Origin of the sequence: Paenibacillus xylanilyticus, from assembly GCF_009664365.1 — a bacterium.
GTDB classification, from domain to species: Bacteria; Bacillota; Bacilli; order Paenibacillales; family Paenibacillaceae; genus Paenibacillus; species Paenibacillus xylanilyticus_A.
This window is the reverse complement of sequence record NZ_CP044310.1, coordinates 2,701,150-2,721,213: the sequence shown is the minus strand read 5'-3', so window position 1 is coordinate 2,721,213 and position 20,064 is coordinate 2,701,150. Positions and strand designations below refer to the sequence as shown.

Here is a 20,064-nt window from a genome sequence, read left to right as displayed (position 1 = left end):
GTCACCTATTCGTTTTCATCTTTATCGGAAATAATGACTTGTTTTATTATACATGCCTTGTGCATCTTTCGATTCCATATGCTCCGTCCATATAACCGTGTTTCTTCCATTCAAAGAATAGTCACGATTCTGTATATACATACTTGGGTTATGAATATAGAGAGCAAGCATATCATCCAATGATGAGATGAACATTCAGCATGTCTGTCGCACAGAGAGAACTTCAACTAGAAATTGGGGGTGTAATATTGAGCCTGCTTCATCTTGCTGTTATTTTCCCTTTTGCCATGGGGATTTTGCTTATGATGCTGAACCGCTTTTTCCGTAGAATACATATGGGGTGGCCGGTTCTTATCGTTCCGGTGCTGTTGTTCGGTTATTTTGCAAGCCTCATACCTTCCGTGTCTCAGCGAAATATGATATCCGGCTATGTGCCCTGGATTCCGTCACTGGACATCGGATTTAATCTATATCTGGATGGCTTAAGTCTGCTGCTAACACTACTTATTACCGGAATCGGGGTTCTGGTAGTGTTTTACTCCATCTACTACATGGACAAAAAAGAAGATTTGAACCGCTTCTATCTGTATTTGCTCATGTTTATGGGGGCCATGCTGGGCGTTGTACTGTCCGATAACATGATTGTATTGTACGGATTCTGGGAACTTACAAGTATCACGTCATTCTTGCTGATCGCGTTTCATTACAAACGCAAGGCTTCCACTTCAGGTGCACAGAAGTCGTTTTTGATAACCGTGTTTGGCGGGTTCGCCATGTTAGCGGGATTTATGATGATGTACTTGATGACTGGAACGTTTAGTATCCGTGCAACCATTACGGAATGGGGACAGATTCAGGATAGTGCATTATTTTTGCCTGCATTGGTGCTGATCCTGATCGGTGCATTTACCAAATCCGCGCAGTTTCCCTTCCACATCTGGCTGCCGGATGCGATGGAAGCTCCAACTCCCGTCAGTGCATATCTGCATTCGGCCACAATGGTTAAGGCTGGCTTGTACGTTATAGCCCGCTTCACGCCCATCTTTGGGGGAGAGGGAACCTGGTTTTGGCTGGTCACTGGCGTAGGTCTTCTGACCTTGTGTTACGGATCGTTCCTTGCTGTGAAAAAGAACGACCTGAAGGCCATTCTCGCCTATTCCACGATCTCACAGCTTGGATTAATCATGTCCCTGCTTGGCGTCGGCTCCGCTGCACTCTACTTCGGATATGGCGAGTCTTCTGCCGTTTATACCGTTGCCATCACAGCGGCCCTGCTTCATCTCTTCAATCACGCAACCTTCAAGGCAGCACTATTTATGGTCGTCGGCATTGTCGATCATGAAACCGGGACCCGCGATATTCGCAAGCTCGGAGGACTGGCTTCCTTTATGCCAATCACGTTCACTGTAGCGCTTGTGGGAGCACTTGCCATGGCGGGTATTCCGCCTTTCAACGGTTTCTTGAGTAAAGAGCTGTTCTTCCAAGCCATGGTTGAAGTGACACATCTGCGCATCTTCGGACTTGGCTCGTGGAGCATCCTGCTGCCTGTACTCGCCTGGCTCGCCAGCGTATTTACTTTAATCTATGCACTGATCATCGTGTTCAAAACGTTCCTCGGTAACCGCCGCACGGAGCTTCCGGCGGAGAAGCTGCATGAAGCGCCGGTTGGTATGCTGATTCCTCCGGTAATCCTCGGTGTACTTGTCATTACATTCGGACTTTTCCCGGATATGCTGGCTGGATCGCTTATTGAGCCTGCAATGGCCTCCGTGCTTCCAGCGCTGCTGGACGGAAACGAGCATTTTGATGTTCACTTCTCCTTATGGCACGGAATCACACCGGAATTAATCATGACCATCGGTGTCATTATTCTGGGTATCACGTTGTATAAACTATTACCTCGCTGGAGAAATGTGTATGAACATTACCCGCAGGGCCTGACCATTAACAATATGTATCACATCATTCTGGATAATGTGCAGCATTATGCCCGCAAATGGACAGAAGCTTACATGAACGGATCTGTCCGCAATTATCTGGTGTACATCTTCTCGTTCACGGTTGCACTGCTTGGATATGCCTTTTTCCGCTCAGGCGAGAATATTACCTGGAATTTCAAAGGGCATGCTCCCTTCTCATTCTATGAAGCAGCCCTGCTTGTCGCCCTGATTGCTGCTGCAGTCTCCATTCCTTTTGCGAAAAACAGACTCTCTGCGGTCATTATGACGGGTGCTGTCGGGTATCTGGTCACATTGCTATTCGTATTGTTCCGTGCACCCGATCTGGCATTGACCCAGATGATCGTGGAGACCGTATCGGTTGCGCTGTTCCTGCTGTGCTTCTACCATCTGCCTGAGCTTCGACGTGGACGGTCCAGCCGCAGGTATCTCAGTGTTAACATGATTGTCGCCATCGCAGTGGGTATTGTAATGACTTTCGTAGCTCTTGCCGCAAGTGGAACAGCCTCGCTGGAGAGCATCTCCAATTTCTTCATTCAGGAGAGCTATGACCTTGCAGGCGGTAAAAACGTCGTCAATGTACTGCTCGTAGACTTCCGGGGATTCGATACGATTCTGGAAATCATGGTGCTGGGGGTAGCCTCACTATCCATCTATTCCATGATTAATCTGAATCTTGAAGCCAGGGATCTTGGAGCGCGATTGAAATTCCGCAAAAAAGAAGAAACCAAAGATAACGATAATCTGGATGAAGAAGCAGATAATACGAAAAAATATGGCAATCAGGAACGCAACTCCTCCACTTGGGATACCGTTCCCTTACAGAGTAACGATGTGCTGCTGCAAACGACAACCAAAGTCGTAGTCTTTATCATTTTGACGTTTGCGCTGCATTTGTTCTTCGCAGGACATCATAACCCCGGCGGCGGTTTCATTGGTGGATTGGTCACAGCCGCTGCTCTGGTTTTGATTGCTCTTGCATTCAGTACCGATACGGTACGCAAGGCGCTGCCCATTGATTTTCGTATGTTGACGGCCATTGGATTAGTTATTGCCCTGTTGACGGGGGCCGGCTCCTTTTTATTTGGGGTTCCCTTCCTCAGCCAGACCTTCGGTTATTTCGAACTTCCTTTGCTGGGAGAGACCGAGCTTGCTACCGCGATGCTGTTCGATCTCGGCGTGTATATCGCTGTCCTTGGTGTCACCATGACCATCATTCTACAGATCGGGGAGGATCGCTGATATGGAAATATTGATGTGCGTTGCCGTTGGCATACTGTTTGCCGTCGCCGTCTTTTTAATCTTGTCACGGAGCCTGCTCCGAATCGTACTAGGCATGTCCATCCTCACGCATGGGGTGCATCTGCTGCTGATTACAATGTCACGTCTGAAGACTGGTGCTCCTCCCTTGCTGGGAGAAAATGCAGAAAGCTATGTCGATCCGCTGCCCCAAGCGCTGATTTTGACTTCCATTGTCATCAATTTCGGGCTAACCGCTTTCTTCTTTGTTCTGTCCTACCGCTCTTATCTGAAATTGAGAACAGACGACATGGAAGAAGTAAGGGGGCGTCCATATGAATAATCTTGTGGTTCTACCTTTGCTGCTGCCGCTGATCACTGGTGTTATTACCATTTTGTTCTTCCGTAATGTCCGCATTCAGCGCACGGTTAGTGTCATGGGGACGCTTTTGACTGCTGCTGCATCAACCGTATTAATTACACAGGTCGCAAGCTCGGGCGTACAAACCCTTAATATGGGCGGCTGGGCCCCGCCATACGGTATCGTTCTGGTAGCGGATATGGTATCTGCCCTGCTTGTTGTGGCTGCTTCCATCATTGCTCTGGCATGTCTGCTGTATGCTTTTCGAAGCATTAACAAAGAGAGAGAAGAACATCATTTTTACGTTTTCTTTCACTTTCTGATTGCAGGCGTGAACGGTTCTTTTCTGACAGGCGACCTGTTCAATCTCTTTGTCTGTTTTGAACTGATGCTGATCTCTTCCTATGCGCTAATTGTGCTGGGAGGAACGGAAAGACAGCTTCGCGAAACGATTAAGTATGTCCTGATCAACATTGTTTCTTCCGCCTTGTTTGTCGCTTCCATCGGCTTCCTCTATTCGATAACAGGCACACTGAATATGGCGGACTTGTCCAATCGGATTTCCGAGGTGGGTCAGAGTGGTGTAATTACACTGATTGCAGTCCTGTTTCTCATTGTGTTCAGCATCAAGGCCGGCCTATTCCTTTTCTTCTGGCTATCAGGTTCGTATGCAGCTCCTCCTGCAGTGGTAACGGCTTTGTTCGCCGGATTGCTGACCAAAGTAGGCCTGTATGCGATTGTGCGCACATTCACGCTCATTTTTTATCATGATCCGGATTTCTTCAATGCCCTAATCGGCTGGATGGCTGGTGCAACCATGATTCTCGGGGTTATTGGCGCCATCTCCTATCGTGACGTGAACAAAATTTTGGTTTATAACGTGGTTGCAGGTGTCGGGTTTGTGGCCTTCGGCATGGCCGCTGCGAGTCGTCAGGCTCTGGAAGGGCTGCTCTTCTACATGCTGCATGACATGTTGATCAAAACGCTGCTCTTCCTGCTGGGAGGTGCCCTGATCGCCGTTGCGGGTACATCCAAACTTGAGAACATGGGTGGCTTGCTCCATCGTTATCCACTGCTTGGATGGATGTTCTTCATCAGCGCACTTGCACTGGCAGGTATTCCTCCATTCAGTGGTTTCCCGGGTAAGCTGCTGCTCTTCGAGGGTGGCTTGCAGGCTGGCCTTTACGGTCTTACGGGAATTGCGGTGCTCTCCAGCCTGCTGATGCTCTACTCGGTCCTGCGTATTTTCATTCAGGCCTTCTGGGGCGAACCGCCAGCAGGTATCGTTAGACGGCCTTACGCGGTAAACGGACTCTTGATCCCTGCCGGCATCCTGTTCGTATTTATTATCGTCATGGGCTTGGGGGCTGAAGGAATGTTTCAGCTAACCTCCCGCGCAGGCGACATTCTACTGCATCCCAATATTTATATTGATGCAGTATTGAAGGAGTAGATGCTTATGGCCTTTCAGATCATACTGAATCTTATCATTGCCTTTGTATGGATGTTTCTGAACAATGCCTGGAATGGCGTTGGTTTTCTTATTGGTTACCTGCTCGGTCTGCTGTTAATCGGAAGTATGCGGCGGTTCTTCCCCCAGCGCTTCTATATCGTTCGAGTCTGGGCCATCATGAAGCTGCTCTATCTGCTGTTCAAGGAATTAATACGAGCCAGTATTGAGGTTATTCGCCAGATTATCAAGCCCAGGCTTGAAATTCGTCCTGGCATTTTTACCTACCGGACTCAATTGTCCTCCGACTGGGAGGTTACCTTTTTATGCCTGCTCATCTCGCTGACACCAGGATCGTTACCACTTGAGATATCTGGGAACCAACGGAAGCTGTTCATTCATGCACTGGATATCAAGGATGAACAAAAAATGAGGGATGATATCAAAAATACGTTTGAAAAAGCCATTATGGAGGTGACGCGATAATGCTATCCTCAATGTTATTTATATCCCTGCTTGTACTGTCCTTGGCCATCCTGGGTTGCTTGTACCGTGTGCTGCGCGGTCCTTCCATGGCTGACCGGATTACGGCCCTGGATACCATCGGCATTAACGTCATCGCCATTGTAGCTGTGCTGTCCATGATGCTTCACACGCAAGCCTATCTGGATATCATTCTGCTGATTGGTATTCTTGCTTTTCTCAGTACAGTCGCATTCGCACGTTACATTGAACGGGGGGCGGTATTCAAAAATGAAGGAGATCGTTAATGGAACCGCCGAAATTGCTATCGGTCTGATTGTTCTGTGCGGAGCTTTACTGAGTGCACTTAGCGCCTTTGGACTCATACGATTACCAGACGTTTACCTGCGTGCGCATGCTGCGACTAAAAGTACAACACTCGGTGTGTTTTGCGTACTCATCGGAACATTTTTCTTCTTCTGGTACTTCGACAACTACATTAGTGCGCGCGTACTTCTTGGCATTGTGTTTGTCTTTATTACCGCTCCGGTTGCCGGGCATCTAAATGCACGCGCAGCCTATCGGACAGACGTTCCACTCTGGGAACAGAGCGTACAGGATGAGCTTGAACCGCTGCTCAAAGGTAAAAAAGTCAACCATGAAGCCAAGGATATGATGGAATAATGAAATGATGAAGACCACTTCAATTCCTATTAAAAAAATCAAAAACAACCCCGCAGCAACCGCACAAGGTCGTGTTGTTACGGGGTTGTTTTCGGCTTCAGTGACGCGGCTAAATTATAAAAACCTGTCCAGCCAATCATACGCCTTGGCACCGCTGATTTCGTGCCCGCCTGAAAAGAAGTCGGCACCCAGGACATCCAGCGCACCCTCTTGCGCATAGATCTTCTCCAATCTGGTGAATGCTTCTCTGGCCGCGGCCTGCGGAAATACCCGGTCGTCTGTTCCTGCTTCAATGAATAATGGTCTTGGCACGATCAGACCGATGATATCCGGCAGCTCCGCTTCCCGCAAGATACCTGGAATGTAATTATCAAGACAGTGATTTCGGTCCAAAATACTTGCTTGAAAGGTACTGGCATATCCGCTGATTATCGCCGCCCGGAATCTTACATCCAGCGCAGCCGTAAAGGCAGCAACGAGCCCTCCACCCGAAATGCCCATGATTCCAATCCTATCTGCATCAACTTCGGGGCGGGTAGACAAATAATCGAGTACCCTCATCGTCTCGTAGACACGATGTCCGGCCAGTGTCTGTCCGGCCATGAGCAGATGAGCTGCAATCTTCGTGCAGGAGCTGATTCCTGGCGCTTCATCCTTGTCCTCATCTAGTCTTCGATCACCGAATCCGAGCAATTCTGGTGCGGCAACCATGTACCCTCGCTGGACCAGGGATACGGCAAAATCCTTATGCAATCCCGGCGCGGCGGCTCGCGGTGAGCCGTCAGGCTCCATGCCGCATATCTCCCGGCTCCCATAACCATGTCCATGACAGGCAATCATGGCAGGCACAGGTGTATTTGTGTTACTTACCTCATTAGGAATCAATACGTATATTGGCATGCGCAAGCCTGCATAGGTCGTAATTTCCACGCGTTCCCTCACGTAACCCTCGCAGGCAATACGCTCCAGCACGACAGCATTCAACTCTGCATCATCAGCCGGGAAACCACCAAGTCGTGCACGTATTGCCGAACGCAGCTGTCCACTCCATTGTTCCAAAGGCTTTCCTGCCTGATATGCATAACGTCCGCGCTCAGTCGTTTGTTGTACCAGATAAGATTCAATCGCAGTCATGAATGGTATACCTCCTGGTTCATTCGCTGCACCAATCCATATGAATTAGAACATACTAGATGAACTAATGGATCAACATCCGTACTATTTTCCAGTACATTATAGTTCAAGCCCATGGCCCATGAATTGAATATTCATGCCGCATTACCCCGAAACCCTGCTATTCTTATAAAAAAAGAGACATTCCCCTAGCCTGCAATGCAGACTTCAGGAATCTCCCTTTATCATAAAGTAGCTACCTTATAGAAACTAGGAACATTTTGCATGCCGGGGAATCAGATCCATGTTGACCAAGCGTTATGTTTTTTGTCCTGGGAGCCACCAATTCCATCTTCCCATCAGCTTCATTAGTGCTGGCACGAGCAGCAAACGAATAACTGTGACATCAATGAACACCGCAGCAGTAATGCCAACGCCAAGCTGCTTCACTCCTTCCACATCTCCAAAGGCAAAAGGTATTGTCACAGCAAGCAGAATAGCAGCAGCCGATGTAATCAGACGACCTGTTGAAGCAAGTCCCTGCATGACCGCCTGGTCACTATCTCCTGTCAGACGATACAGCTCCTGTATCCGGCTGAGCATAAATACGCCATAGTCCATCGAAATACCGAAGACAAGTCCAGCGATAAACACTGGAATCATGATAGCAATCGCCGAGGGCTCCATTCCCAGATGACCCTGATTGAAGACCAGCACCAACACTCCAAAAGAAGCTGTCAGGCTGAGTATATTCATCAGTATTGCTTTGATTGGAATCAGCAGCGAACGAAATGCCATCAGCAGTACCATGTAATTAGATACAATTACGAAAACCAGCACCTTGGGCAGCTGTCCCAAAATTTCCTGCATAATCTCAACTTGGGAAGCAGCTTCTCCGCCATAACGAATAGGTATCCCCTGAGCACCTTGTTGCGCGTCCCGTTCCTTCATCATGTTCAGCCAGTCTGCAGCCTGTTCCGATCCGGCTGCTCCCTTAATGGTCACCACCAATCGAATAGCATCCTCCGATACATATGAGGAGAGAAGCGAATCGTGCAAGATCAGCTCGCTACTCGCTCCTCCAATCGGCGAGGTTCTGTTTTGTCCTGACCTGTACTTCTGATCCGTTCCCCAGACGGATTCAATCTGAAGAACATTCTCATCCTTTTGCAATTCCCTTACCTTTCGAAGTGCCATGTTCCAGTGTGATGCGGTTAACCTCTCTCCCGTTCCTCCGATGAGGATGTCAACCGAAGCGATGTCCTTTTGAGCGAAAACCTGCTGCATCCTCTCAGCAGCTTGTCTGGATTCTATGGTTGCTGGTAGTGAGGTTGCGTCCGGAATCGCCATCTCCAACTGCCTAACCGGAAGCACACAGAACAGCAGAATACCTGTACCCAACAAGGTCATCCGTATCGGTCGTTTCATCACTGTGCCAAACCATCGAAACCATATGGAGGGCTTACGCAGCGGCGTACGGTTTGAAAATTGCTTTTTTCGTTTAAAGATCCGCTGGGCATAGAGGGTAAGAATGGCTGGCAGCAAGGTCACATTGATTAACACGGATATCATCAGCACCGTCATGGCACCAAGCGAGACACTCAAAAACATGGGAAGTCTGATCCAGACGAGGGACAACAGACCAAGCAGCACACAAGCAGCAGAAAATAAAACAGCCCTTCCGGCTGTACGCAGTGTCCTCTGGATAATCTCATACGAACCATGTCCATGATCATGCGGAGACAACTGCATCTCATCCCTGAATCTGCTTAGAATGATCAGTGCAAAATCGATGCTTAACGCCATTCCCACCATCGGTATGACATTAATAACGAAATTCGAAAGTTCCACGTAATGCCCCATGAGAGAGGTCATACCCATGGCTGTGACCACACCGACGATACCCATAAATACAGCAGCAAGGGCTGCATATAAACCTCGAAAAGCAAAAAACAGAATAACCAGGGCAATGGGTAAGCCAACGATTTCCGCACGCTCCAGATCCCAAAAGCTCAATTGATTCACATCCTGCTGAACGACAGGTTTGCCGGTTAAACGAATCTTTCCTTGGTCACCTGCTGTATTCAGGGAACGAAGCTGCTGGGTGGGAGCATTCATCCGGTGCGCCGGTACATCAAAATCCAGGAGTGCATATGCCGTGCCATCCCGCATCATTGCGCTTCTTCCAGCCTCAAGCGGAGAGATTATGGTTGTAATATGGGGCAGCGTGGCTACCTCCTGTAAATGTCGGTTGACCCAATTCCGAAATTCTGCTGGAGAAGTGCCTGTCTGTTTTTCATAAACGACAATAATCGGATCATCCGGAATTCCGAAGTCTTCCTTGAGAATACGTTCAATATGCTGTGCATCTCCATGAATCCGTTTCAACCCATGATCCTGAAGAACACCGGGCAGATTCCATGCCCATACGGCGGATACCCCGATAATAAAAACCCAGCTGATCATGATGAACCGTGGATATCGGCCTATGAGGTAAGCAAGGCTGCGATAAACCATATCCAAGCTCCTCTTCTATCAGATTGGCATTTCATTCTTCATTTATGATGGCTAGCAGGGCCTAGAATACAATCAAGTAACACACTAGAATAGTACAAGTCTATTCAACCAAGAAGGAGTTTATGTTCAGCAAACAAGGAAAGACGGACAAGACCTGCACGTTCGCACAGGTTGTCCGTCTTGATTAATCGATTTAGGTAATTAACATGAGAATCTCATATGAAAAGATGAAAAGTAAATGACCAATCGGATGACCTTATACAGGCCGAACTATCGTAAATCGCTCACCAAGTTTAGCGTAATCATTGCCCGCAAGCCGGCTTACAGGCTTAAGATGATCCATCAAAATGTAATGATGCTCGGGGTCATACACTTTTTCATTAAAGTGATACTGTACGATGCGAACGAGAAGCAGATCCGTTACAGGTTTTCCTTCGTCATTAGACACCGGAATATGCTGATACAGACGGCATTCCATGCGGATCAGTGCTTCCTGTATTCCGGGAACCGCCACAACTGAACTGGGTACCGTCGTCAGGCTGGTTCGCTCCAGCTCGCTCTCATGCGGCTCAAGCAGTGCTGCTGTCTCGTTCATATCGTTAACAATCGATTCGTCGCAGATATGTACAACCAGCTCTTGCCCTGTAATCGCATTGCGGGCGGTATCTTTCATCACTCCATCCTTACGGTTAATGGAAATGGACAACAACGGCGGATCGGAGCTAACGACATTAAAGAAACTGAACGGAGCTGCATTCACGACGCTGCCGTCCTCTGAAATGGTTGTGACAAAAGCAATCGGTCGCGGAACTACCGAACCACTCATCAATTTATAGTTATCCCTGCTCGTCAGATCATTTGGATTCAATGTATACATCATCGACCTATCCCCTTTCTTAATCGGGAACGAATGGTTCCCATACGGACACTGTTACTTCGTAAGTATATATCGGGTCATACTAAAAAAACAAAAAACTCCCTGATGCCCATGGACACCAGAGAGTTGTAAGCTGATATGCAGCACATATCATGTGCCATTTCATTTATTTAACAATGCTCTTCTGAATATCTTCCAGAATTTGCGTGTTGGCTTGCACTCCGCTATACAACCAGCTGCTTGTGCTCTCAAACTCGTATACTTCTCCGTTTTTCACAGCAGGAATACTTTGCCAGACTGCATCTTTCAATGCTTCTGCCCCTGTCCCCTTATCACTGTTAACCAGGAAGAGATAGTCAGCATTCATATCTGCGATTCTTTCCAAGGAAACCTCGGACCAGTTCCCTGTTGCTTTTGCCGATATTTCCTTCACAACTTCAGGCTGCTGCAGTCCGAGTTCATTGTACATGACTTCACCACTGGAGACATTGTTACTAACCACATAAAACTTGTTGTTGAAGAGCCAGAGTGCCGCTGCAGTTTTCGTACCACCTGTTGCAGCAGTCACCTTTTCCTTAATTTCTTTTGCTTTTGCATCATAATCGTCAAGCGCTTTTTGAGCTTCATCTGATTTGTTCAACAGCTCGCCTATTTTCAATAGGGCCTGACGCCAATCCTTGTTCACATCATCACCAAGTACATAAGTTGGGGCAATTTTGTTGTATTGTTCGTACTTCTCCCCTTCTACTGTACTCTCGGAACCCATAATGATCAGATCCGGTGAGAAGCTGGCAACAGCTTCAAAAGGAAGTTCACTTGCAATAGTAGGGACTCCATTCAGAGTTCCTTGAAGATAATCCTGCACACTACTGCCATCACGTGCTGACCACTGAGCAGCTGGCTTAACGCCAAGTGTTACCAGATGATCTTCCAGATAGGAAGCGATAATGCGCTGTGGATTAGCTGGAATCGTCACATCATGACCCTGTGCATCTTTTACTGTGCGTTCTGTTGGAGCTTCTGTCTGTGTCTCCGTCTCCGATGTTGTATTCGTCTCTCCTGCTGCAGTTCCATTATCTGCAGATTTCGTTCCGCATGCAGCCAGCCACAATGACATGACCATAATCGTGATTAGCAGCATAAGTCCTTTTTTATTCCTCTTCAACACGTGATTATCCCCTTTCATGATGAACATCTCCACATGAGCTGGTATGGCAATTTTAAAAGAACTCTATACCCTTCGGTATATAATCCCTGTATGTACTTGTCCATTTCCATTGACAATGATAATTGTTATCAACTGAGTTGTCAATCCGGTTTTACCTTACCACGTTCATTATCTCGTGCTCCATTCACCTTTGGGCGAATGCCGCCATATGATGTTTTCAGAATACGACGACAGGAAGGATGTTCTTAGATGGATTACATCAATCATACTTATACAGGTTACGGAGAAGACCGCTCTGTACAGTTTCCTCCATTATTCCCGGGTGGCAGCCAGGGAGGGCAGCCTATCCAAGGAATTCCCGGAGGACAGGGATCATTTCCCCCATACTTTCCAGGTGGAACCACCGGGGGACAGCCGCCGTTCTTTCCAGGAGGAGGCCAAGGTACGGTTCCAGGCGTTCCCGCGCAGTTATCGCAAAGCAATCTGCCCAACCTGTTAAGCGCCTATCCGCGTCCGGTTGGGCAGCCACCAGCTGAGATGGTATTTCTATATAATCTGATCAAAAGCAGCCCCGGTCTTCTGCCATTGTTTATCCAGCAGCAACCACAGAATTTGACCCAGGCTGTGCAATTCGCCCAAACAGGCGTAACTGCGCCAAGGGATCAGAATCAGCGTGTACTGCCGAATTTCTGTTACAACCGGTGGTCCCTTGTATTCACAACCAATGACGTCTTTCTTATGTGGCCTGTCACTAATATCTTTGGTTTTGTCGTCGGTTACTTCTATCCGTTCCTGACCCCTGGCATTCTGCTTAATACACAAATCTTGTTCGCTCTTTGCTAGTACACAAAGCGCCCCACCCGAAGTATTGAGCTTCGAATGGGGCGCTTAAATTTTTTAATATAGATTTTATCGGGTCTGCTGACGGTGCCCACGCTTACCGACCATAACCAGATAGAGCAGTAAAGCCCCAAGGTCGGCACATGCGATAACGATCCCCATTGGTACTGCGGTTCCCTCTCCTCCCAATCCGACGAGCGGAGCTACGATCCCGCCAAACAGGAATGTCATGACCCCTATAAGTGCAGAGGCACTGCCAGCTGACTTCTCCTGGTTAGCCATGGCCAGCGCGAAGGAAGCTGTATTGACAAGACCCACACTGGAAACGACAAGAAATAACGTAACCAGGATGGAGATCAGATTCCCTCCCATTAGGATCGCAATGAGCAGAGATGTGCCTCCCACAGCAGCGGCAACGAGGCCCGCTATGAGCAAACGCGTTTCGGACACTTTCCCCGCCAATCTCCCGGCAATCTGGCTTGCCAAAATGATTCCGAGACCATTAACAGCGAAGCAGATACTGAACATTTGCGGAGAGACGCCGTAAATCTTTTGCAGTACAAATGGTGAACCCGATATGTACGCAAACATTCCCGCTGCTACAAATCCTTGAGTCAATGCATATCCCATGAACATTCGGTCCGATGCGATCTGCCGGAATGTGACCAGAGTCTGCTTCAACCCTCCGCTGGATCTTCGTTCGGACGGCAGGGTCTCTCCAAGTCCAAAAATCACGGCCAGTAACGTAAGCACCCCAATGAGACTCAATAAGATAAAAACACCACGCCATGAAGTATAAGCAAGCAGCTGTCCACCGATAATCGGTGCTGCGATAGGCGCTACCCCGTTAATAAGCATCAGCAGGGAGAAGAACCGGGTTAACTCCGGACCCGAATACACATCTCTTACCACTGCCCGGGATATAACAATTCCGGCTGCGCCTGCAGCCCCCTGAATAAAACGAAGCACAACAAAAGAACCCATTGTCGGACTCACCAGACATAGTATAGAAGCAATCGTATATAGCACAAGTCCTGCAATGAGCGGCGTACGACGTCCTCGTACATCACTAAGGGGACCTGCCAGCAGCTGCCCTGCAGCAAGCCCGACCATACAGGCTGTTAAGCTGAGCTGTGCATACGAAGGAGAGGAATTGAAATCCTCAGCCAGTGTAGGCAGTGCGGGCAGATACATATCCAAGGACAACGGACCGAAGGCCGACAGTGTCCCCAATATTAATGCCATACGCACACGTGATGATGATTGGTTATTTAAGGATGCTGAAGAACTATTCATAGGGATTAAACTGTTCCTTTCCTTACGATGTTTCCTGTTTACTTAGTGTTCTCCATCTCCAAGCAGCCGAAGCAGGTTGGATGGTAGTGTAAACTGCTGATTGTTAATGATAATGCGGCGCAGCTCCTCCTCATCCCGTTCATTCTCTGCATCCTTGATCTCTTGAATCTCCCGATGAAGCCTCTCCATCTGTTGATCAAGCGCATTGGCGGAATCTGCTGCACTTTTTAATTCCTTGGTCAGACGTTCAGGAACGTCCTTATTGTATTTATAAAAGATTTTATGTTCAAGGCTCGCCCAGAAATCCATGGCAATGGTACGGATCTGAATCTCAACGCAGGCACGTTCTTCACCATTGGACATATAAACAGGCACATCCACCAAAAGGTGCAAGCTTTGATAGCCATTGGGCTTCGGATTCTGGATATAGTCCTTGACCTCTAGCACACGCAGATCACTCTGATTGCACAGCATATCCTTGATCCGATAGATGTCTGAGATAAAGGAGCATGTGATACGAACGCCGGCAATGTCCTTGATGTTTTTCTTGATGCTTTCGAAGGTCAGCTCGTGATTTTTGCGAAACATCTTGTTCATGATACTTTCGGGAGACTTCAATCTGGATTTCGTATGCTCAATCGGGCTGTAATCATGCAAGGACTGAAACTCTTCCTTTAAAACTTCAATTTTGGTTTCCATCTGATCGAGAGCAAATTTATAAATCATCATGAATCTGGTAATTTCGTATTTGAATTTCTTGAATTGGTCAATCGGATGTGGAGCGTTCATCATGGTTTTCTTCCTTTCTTTTATGCACACTTGAGTAATTTACAGATATAAGAATTCAGGCGGCCTGCACCTGTCTCTGATTCATTATAAAACATATGGAGCCAATAAACGAATTTGTGTCACGTGGGCAGTTAGCATGAACGAGAGGTATGGGATCAGATTTTTGACACATGCTACATGGTATTCCATGCTCTATACCTTGTCCTATCTACATCTATTGACCATGAAAGAGGCTGATTTTTCTTGCTGTATCAAGTGACCTATTCCTCTAATGAATTCCGGGTTAAAGCGTATATGTATCTGCCCGAAGGCTGTATAATCTCTTCTTCTTGCCACAAGCATGAGACGAAGGAACATATTGAAGCATGCAGCACAGACTTATTACATGATGTGAAATTCCGGCTGCTGGCAAGTCGTTATCCTCCAACGCAAATCAATAACCATAAGCAAGAAAGGTGGCCTGTTCTTATCTATTGTCGCGGAGGCCTTGGCAACTATGGCGGCGTAAAAACGGCCTGGGTGGAGCAGTTTGCGCACAAAGGGTACATCGTGTTCGCTCCCTCCTATCGCGGGAATGAGGGCAGCGAAGGGCGAGACGAGTATGGTGGACATGATATTGAAGACGTGCGAGCCGCATACCGGCTAGTACAAGCACTTCCATATGCCGATTCCTCGCGTATTTCACTAATGGGATTCTCCCGCGGAGCCATCAACGCTGTGCATACAGCTACCTTTTTCAACGAAGGCCCCCACCATGTACATAAACTTGTGTTGTGGAGCGGAGTTGCCGATGTCGAACGGACATATCAGGAACGAACCGACCTAAGACGCACATTGAAACGGATTCTGGGCGGATCGCCCCGTGCTGTTCCCGAAGCCTATCTTGCCCGTTCTCCGCTGGCTGCCGCCTCCAAGCTTCGCTGTCCCGTATTGATCATGCACGGTACAGAAGATACTCAAGTCAACTATAGTCATGGAACCCGGATGTACCATTGGTTGAAGCGAAGAGGAATCGAAGTGACCTTTCATGCCTATGCGGGACAGAATCACTTGTTCCATGACCGTATCCATGCAGCCGCGGTAAACAACATGTTTGATTGGCTTGCTTCACCCTAGTTTTACATCATAAGTGAACGTACCGTCTTTATTTTATGAGATGATGCTGTATACTTGAAGGGTTGAGCATTTCTTGAAAGGACGGATTCACCATGCAGCAACCTCTGCAAAAGTATTCACTTCTGCTTCTATGTCTAGCGGCCGGAATGGTCGATGTCATTGGATATCTGGGACTGGGGCATGTACTTACCGCGAATATGACCGGCAATATCGTACTGCTTGGAATCGCGATAGCCCGTGCGCAGGAGTTTATCGTGCTGCGTTCCCTTATTGCTCTGGCGGGCTTCATTGCCGGCAATGCCATTGCCGCACGCATGATCGGTACCAACCATACCAAAAACGGATGGTCACCCCGTGTAACCCGTGTTTTTGTTGTCGAAAGCATCCTGCTTCTGATATTCGCGATCGTTATGGTCAGCCCTTATTCAGAACAGCTTGCCTATCTGTTAATCGCCATACTCGCTGCTGCTATGGGAATGCAGACTACAGCTGCACGGCGGATCGGTATCGCCGGGATCTCCACCACTGTGCTGACAAACAATCTTGCCGCAGTCGTCGAAGATGCCGTAAGCATTATGCAGCGTCTCCGGCACACGAGTATAGGTTCACTGATGAAGGCTTTATCCAATGACTCGTACTTGCGGGTGTTTGCCGTAATCATTTATCTGATTGGTGTCATTGTCGCGGCGCTTATGTTTCATAACATTCCTATAATTGCGGTCTGGATACCTGTTGTCGTGGTTGGAGGCGTGACTTTGCTTGCCCTATACCGGTTTAACGATCAGCAAGATGGTACAGCAGAACGTTAACATTCGAGTTTGATCTGACATGTCAATCTTCATACGAAACATTCTGGGAGGCATGGAGTATTAGTATTCATTTCAGATATTCTCCATTTGTTTATCGGTTACCATCTCCGGTTATTCGGGATGCCTCCTTCCGAATTAGCTGTACCATATGCTGCGCTGCAGGTGATAACACCTCACCAGCTCGGGTACACACGGCAATCTTATTTTTCAGATGAATTCCTCGGACATATACACGTGAAAGACGGCCCTCACGCACATCTTCCTTTACGACCAATGAGGATATAAAATTGGCTCCGTAACCGGCCTTTACCGCACTGATCGTTTCATTCAACCCGTTGAACTGCAGCGCAATCCGAGGAGCAGCCACGTTGTTCATACTGCATAGTGAGATTAGCCGCTCACGCGTTGCACTGCCTTCTTCACGCATGATGAAGGGTTCTGCTACCATCTGGGCCAAGTCCACTTCCCGATCCGCATACGGATGCGCTGGATGTACGACAAACCACATGTCATCCTCAAACAATTCATCCCAATGTACGCCTTGATGTGTTACTCCGCTCCCACCGTATACGGCAATCTCAGCCTCATATCGCAGCAGTTGATCAAAGGCCATGCGGGTGTTGGTCGTACTGACCACAAGTTCCACATCTTCGTGCGTTTGCTTGAACTTCGCAATCCACCCAGGCAGCAAAAAATTAGAAGGCAAGTACGTTGCCGTTAATCGAATGATGCCTTTTTTCCCTTCCCGCATGTCCTGCACAAAGTTCTCCACGTCCTGTTCAAGCAAAAACAGACGTTCTGCGTATTCTTTTAACTGCACACCCACATCGGTAAGCACCAGTCGTCTACCCTCTGAAACAAATAAACGAATGCCCAGCTCATGTTCAAATTTCTTCACCTGTGACGAGACCGCAGGCTGGCTAATATTCAGTTCTTCTGCGGCGCGGGTAACGCCGCCATATCTTACGATGGCATGGAACAATCGTAGTCCGTGCAAATTCATTTCCGTCACTCCTATATCTGCAATACATAATTTTAATTTATGTTTTCATAAATAATATATATTTTATTTATATATTTGTAATCATTATAGTTGAAATATGAAATTCAAACTATCGTTTTTGGAAAGGAAGAAGCCATTATGAAAAACACTGAACATTCTTCTCTTGAGCATACTTGGAGTCAGGTCGACGACTATTTGAATCAGTTGCTGATTCCCTCGGACCCTCTACTGGAACAAACGCTTCGCAGGAACACGGAAGCCGGATTGCCAGCCCATGATGTTGCTCCTAACCAAGGTAAATTCCTTCAACTGCTGCTTCAAATCCATGGATCAGCACGTGTGCTTGAAATAGGTACGCTGGGTGCCTACAGCACGATCTGGATGGCAAAAGCACTGCCTGAGCACGGAAAAGTCGTTACGCTAGAAGCTGATCCGCATCATGCGGAAATCGCACGCACCAATCTGGTGCAGGCCGGGCTGATCGACAAGGTTGATCTGAGAATTGGACCTGCATTAACAACCCTTCCTGACGTTCAAGAAGACTACAGAGAGCCTTTTGATCTGATCTTCATTGATGCAGACAAACCGAGCAATCCCGATTACCTCCGGTGGGCGCTCCGTCTGTCCCGGCCGGGAAGTCTGATTATCGGGGATAACATCGTCAGAGATGGTGAAGTGATCCATGCAGAGAGTGCAGACCCCAGAGTTCAGGGCGTACGTCAGTTCCTGAAGCTGATCGCCGATCACCCTCGTCTTGAAGCAACTGCACTGCAAACGGTAGGCAGCAAAGGGTATGATGGATTGGTCATCGCTCGTGTCATTGCGTAATTCTGTCTTATGACAAAATAAACAGTGGTCAATTCTTCCGCAAATCCCCCTTTCCTGTTACACTGGAATCACTGCAATGGTAACGACTGGGGGATTACAATTGAGAGTTTTACGACAGATTCATGCTGAGATTCGGGGTTGGTCCCGAAATATTCAACTCTTTTTTCTGGCAAGCATCCTGTATCAGATCGGAAATGGCATGTTCTCGGTTTTGTACAATCTGTACATTCAGGGTCTAGGCTACAATGATACAATGAACGGCCAGATCGTAAGTATTCAATCGTTAGCCACAGCGATCATGTTTGTACCTATCGGACTTGGTGGTGATCGTTTCAGCCGAAAAAGACTGCTAATCGCAGGGGCTTTATTCAGCGGAATCTTTCTTATCGGCCGGTCGTTTTATTATTCGGCGAGCGGCCTGATCTGGTTCGCTGTATTTTCAGGACTATTCGCAGGCGTATTTCAGGTCCTAGCCATTCCTTTTCTCGCCGAAAATGTGAAGAAGAGTCAGCGGTTGAAGATGTTCAGCTACTACTCCTCCCTTGTGCTTGCCTCGCAGGTGCTTGGAAGTCTAGGCGGCGGGGTGTTTGCCGACCTTCTGCACACACTGGGAATCGCCAAGGTTACTGGACTGCAAACCGTATTGTTCATTGGGGGAGCAGCAACTTTGGCCGCATTTATTCCGATGCTGTTTGTATCCGATGATAAAACTCCCGCACAGACTGTCACTACTAATGCTGTTCCTGCGGTGGTTGCCTCTGAGGATAAAAATCTGTCTGCTACCGAACAGCCTGGGAAATTACCGGACAAAAAGAATGACTCCCGACTGATTGGTCAGTTTGTTATTACTCAATTACTGATTGGGTTCGGCTCCGGGCTGGTTGTGCCTTACCTGAATTTGTATTTTACCAACCGCTTTTCCGTTTCGCTAAGTGCGATGAGCTTACTTATTTCGCTTGGACAAATTATGACGATCGTCTCCATGCTCATCGGGCCGACGCTTGCCGCCAAAGTCGGAAGTGTCCGAGCTGTAGTCCTATTTCAGGTGTTTTCCCTTCCATTTTTGTTGTTGACCGGTTTCACTAACGTACTTTTCATTGCTTCGGTCAGCTTTTTGTTCAGACAAGCTTTGATGAATGCAGCGAATCCGATTCAATCTGCCATTCTGGTAGACAGAGTTTCCGACAAGCGTCGCGGAATTGCCAATTCCCTGATGCAAACTGCATTTATGATTGGGTGGGCAACGATGGGGCCTGTCCAATCCTACCTCGTAACCACATACGGCACGTACTGGGGATACGCCATTACGTTTAGTATTACGGGCGGTTTATACGTGATTTCCTCGCTGATGTACTATATGATGTTTAAAGAACCCAAACCTTCAGCACGTGTTCGGTTAAACTAATCAAGCTGTAGCAAGTTCGCTTAACATGTCGTAGTCCGTCCATAAATAGTGAACTTTCAGAGGACGTATTTTATCATCAGGAGTGATCACACATGGTTCATACTCTTAATTCAGACTCATACTTACTATCGATACAACCTGATCCAGCA

Annotated in this window: 18 protein-coding genes; 11 read left to right on the top strand and 7 right to left on the bottom strand. The window is 47.7% G+C overall.

Annotated features, from left to right (window positions below):
• The first annotated feature begins 248 nt into the window (after nt 1–248).
• From F4V51_RS12340 to mnhG, 6 genes are read left to right on the top strand one after another with little or no spacing between them, the layout of a single operon-like run.
• Entirely contained in the window at nt 249–3,200 is a 2,952-nt protein-coding gene (locus F4V51_RS12340) for a Na+/H+ antiporter subunit A (protein WP_153978175.1), read from the top strand.
• A 1-nt stretch (nt 3,201) separates the two neighbouring features.
• A complete protein-coding gene (locus F4V51_RS12335) occupies nt 3,202–3,540 on the top strand; it encodes a Na(+)/H(+) antiporter subunit C (RefSeq protein ID WP_095358434.1) in 339 nt (112 codons plus the stop codon).
• Nucleotides 3,533–5,011 carry a Na+/H+ antiporter subunit D gene (locus tag F4V51_RS12330; protein ID WP_153978174.1) on the top strand — a complete coding sequence of 493 codons (1,479 nt, stop codon included), beginning with the start codon at nt 3,533–3,535 and terminating at the stop codon, nt 5,009–5,011. Before F4V51_RS12335 ends, F4V51_RS12330 begins: the two co-directional genes overlap by 8 nt.
• 6 nt (nt 5,012–5,017) lie before the next feature.
• Nucleotides 5,018–5,494, top strand: coding sequence for a Na+/H+ antiporter subunit E (locus F4V51_RS12325; protein WP_095287536.1), 477 nt, complete (start codon nt 5,018–5,020; stop codon nt 5,492–5,494).
• Complete coding sequence (locus F4V51_RS12320; RefSeq protein ID WP_095287537.1) at nt 5,494–5,778, top strand: Na(+)/H(+) antiporter subunit F1; 285 nt, start codon at nt 5,494–5,496, stop codon at nt 5,776–5,778. The genes F4V51_RS12325 and F4V51_RS12320 overlap by 1 nt, the downstream gene beginning before the upstream one ends.
• Nucleotides 5,762–6,154 carry a monovalent cation/H(+) antiporter subunit G gene (gene mnhG / locus F4V51_RS12315; RefSeq protein WP_110822468.1) on the top strand — a complete coding sequence of 131 codons (393 nt, stop codon included), beginning with the start codon at nt 5,762–5,764 and terminating at the stop codon, nt 6,152–6,154. The genes F4V51_RS12320 and mnhG overlap by 17 nt, the downstream gene beginning before the upstream one ends.
• Nucleotides 6,155–6,268: 114 nt before the next feature.
• Here the strand turns inward: mnhG and F4V51_RS12310 are convergent, their stop codons facing one another.
• From F4V51_RS12310 to F4V51_RS12295, 4 genes are all read right to left on the bottom strand, one after another.
• Nucleotides 6,269–7,288: an alpha/beta hydrolase family protein gene (locus F4V51_RS12310; protein WP_153978173.1), complete on the bottom strand. Its 1,020-nt coding sequence runs from the start codon at nt 7,286–7,288 to the stop codon at nt 6,269–6,271.
• A gap of 297 nt (nt 7,289–7,585) precedes the next feature.
• On the bottom strand, nt 7,586–9,784 hold the full coding sequence (locus F4V51_RS12305; protein ID WP_153978172.1) for an MMPL family transporter: 2,199 nt from the start codon (nt 9,782–9,784) through the stop codon (nt 7,586–7,588).
• A gap of 256 nt (nt 9,785–10,040) precedes the next feature.
• Complete coding sequence (locus F4V51_RS12300; protein ID WP_153980674.1) at nt 10,041–10,661, bottom strand: flavin reductase family protein; 621 nt, start codon at nt 10,659–10,661, stop codon at nt 10,041–10,043.
• A gap of 166 nt (nt 10,662–10,827) precedes the next feature.
• Nucleotides 10,828–11,829 (bottom strand): iron-hydroxamate ABC transporter substrate-binding protein, encoded by a 1,002-nt coding sequence (locus tag F4V51_RS12295; RefSeq protein WP_236146752.1) that lies wholly within the window; start codon nt 11,827–11,829, stop codon nt 10,828–10,830.
• 249 nt (nt 11,830–12,078) lie between these two features.
• On the opposite strand from F4V51_RS12295, the gene F4V51_RS12290 reads away from it, so the two are divergent.
• The gene (locus tag F4V51_RS12290; RefSeq protein ID WP_153978170.1) at nt 12,079–12,672 is read left to right on the top strand and encodes a hypothetical protein; all 594 of its coding nucleotides are present in this window, start codon (nt 12,079–12,081) and stop codon (nt 12,670–12,672) included.
• A 66-nt stretch (nt 12,673–12,738) separates the two neighbouring features.
• Here the strand turns inward: F4V51_RS12290 and F4V51_RS12285 are convergent, their stop codons facing one another.
• Both F4V51_RS12285 and F4V51_RS12280 read right to left on the bottom strand, forming a co-directional pair.
• The gene (locus tag F4V51_RS12285) at nt 12,739–13,965 is read right to left on the bottom strand and encodes a multidrug effflux MFS transporter (RefSeq protein ID WP_153978169.1); all 1,227 of its coding nucleotides are present in this window, start codon (nt 13,963–13,965) and stop codon (nt 12,739–12,741) included.
• A gap of 42 nt (nt 13,966–14,007) precedes the next feature.
• Entirely contained in the window at nt 14,008–14,754 is a 747-nt protein-coding gene (locus F4V51_RS12280; RefSeq protein ID WP_095287774.1) for a GTP pyrophosphokinase, read from the bottom strand.
• Nucleotides 14,755–14,997: 243 nt separating this feature from the next.
• Here F4V51_RS12280 and F4V51_RS12275 point away from each other — a divergent pair, with 243 nt between their 5' ends.
• Together F4V51_RS12275 and F4V51_RS12270 are read left to right on the top strand one after the other, a co-directional pair.
• Nucleotides 14,998–15,870, top strand: coding sequence for an alpha/beta hydrolase family protein (locus F4V51_RS12275; RefSeq protein WP_236146751.1), 873 nt, complete (start codon nt 14,998–15,000; stop codon nt 15,868–15,870).
• Between the two features lie 92 nt (nt 15,871–15,962).
• Nucleotides 15,963–16,679, top strand: a complete 717-nt coding sequence (locus F4V51_RS12270) for a YoaK family protein (RefSeq protein ID WP_153978168.1) — start codon at nt 15,963–15,965, stop codon at nt 16,677–16,679.
• Nucleotides 16,680–16,770: 91 nt separating this feature from the next.
• Here the strand turns inward: F4V51_RS12270 and F4V51_RS12265 are convergent, their stop codons facing one another.
• Entirely contained in the window at nt 16,771–17,682 is a 912-nt protein-coding gene (locus tag F4V51_RS12265) for a LysR family transcriptional regulator (protein ID WP_153978167.1), read from the bottom strand.
• A 138-nt stretch (nt 17,683–17,820) separates the two neighbouring features.
• Here F4V51_RS12265 and F4V51_RS12260 point away from each other — a divergent pair, with 138 nt between their 5' ends.
• A complete protein-coding gene (locus F4V51_RS12260) occupies nt 17,821–18,510 on the top strand; it encodes an O-methyltransferase (protein ID WP_153978166.1) in 690 nt (229 codons plus the stop codon).
• Between the two features lie 76 nt (nt 18,511–18,586).
• A complete protein-coding gene (locus F4V51_RS12255; RefSeq protein WP_153978165.1) occupies nt 18,587–19,915 on the top strand; it encodes an MFS transporter in 1,329 nt (442 codons plus the stop codon).
• Nucleotides 19,916–20,064: the final 149 nt, after the last annotated feature.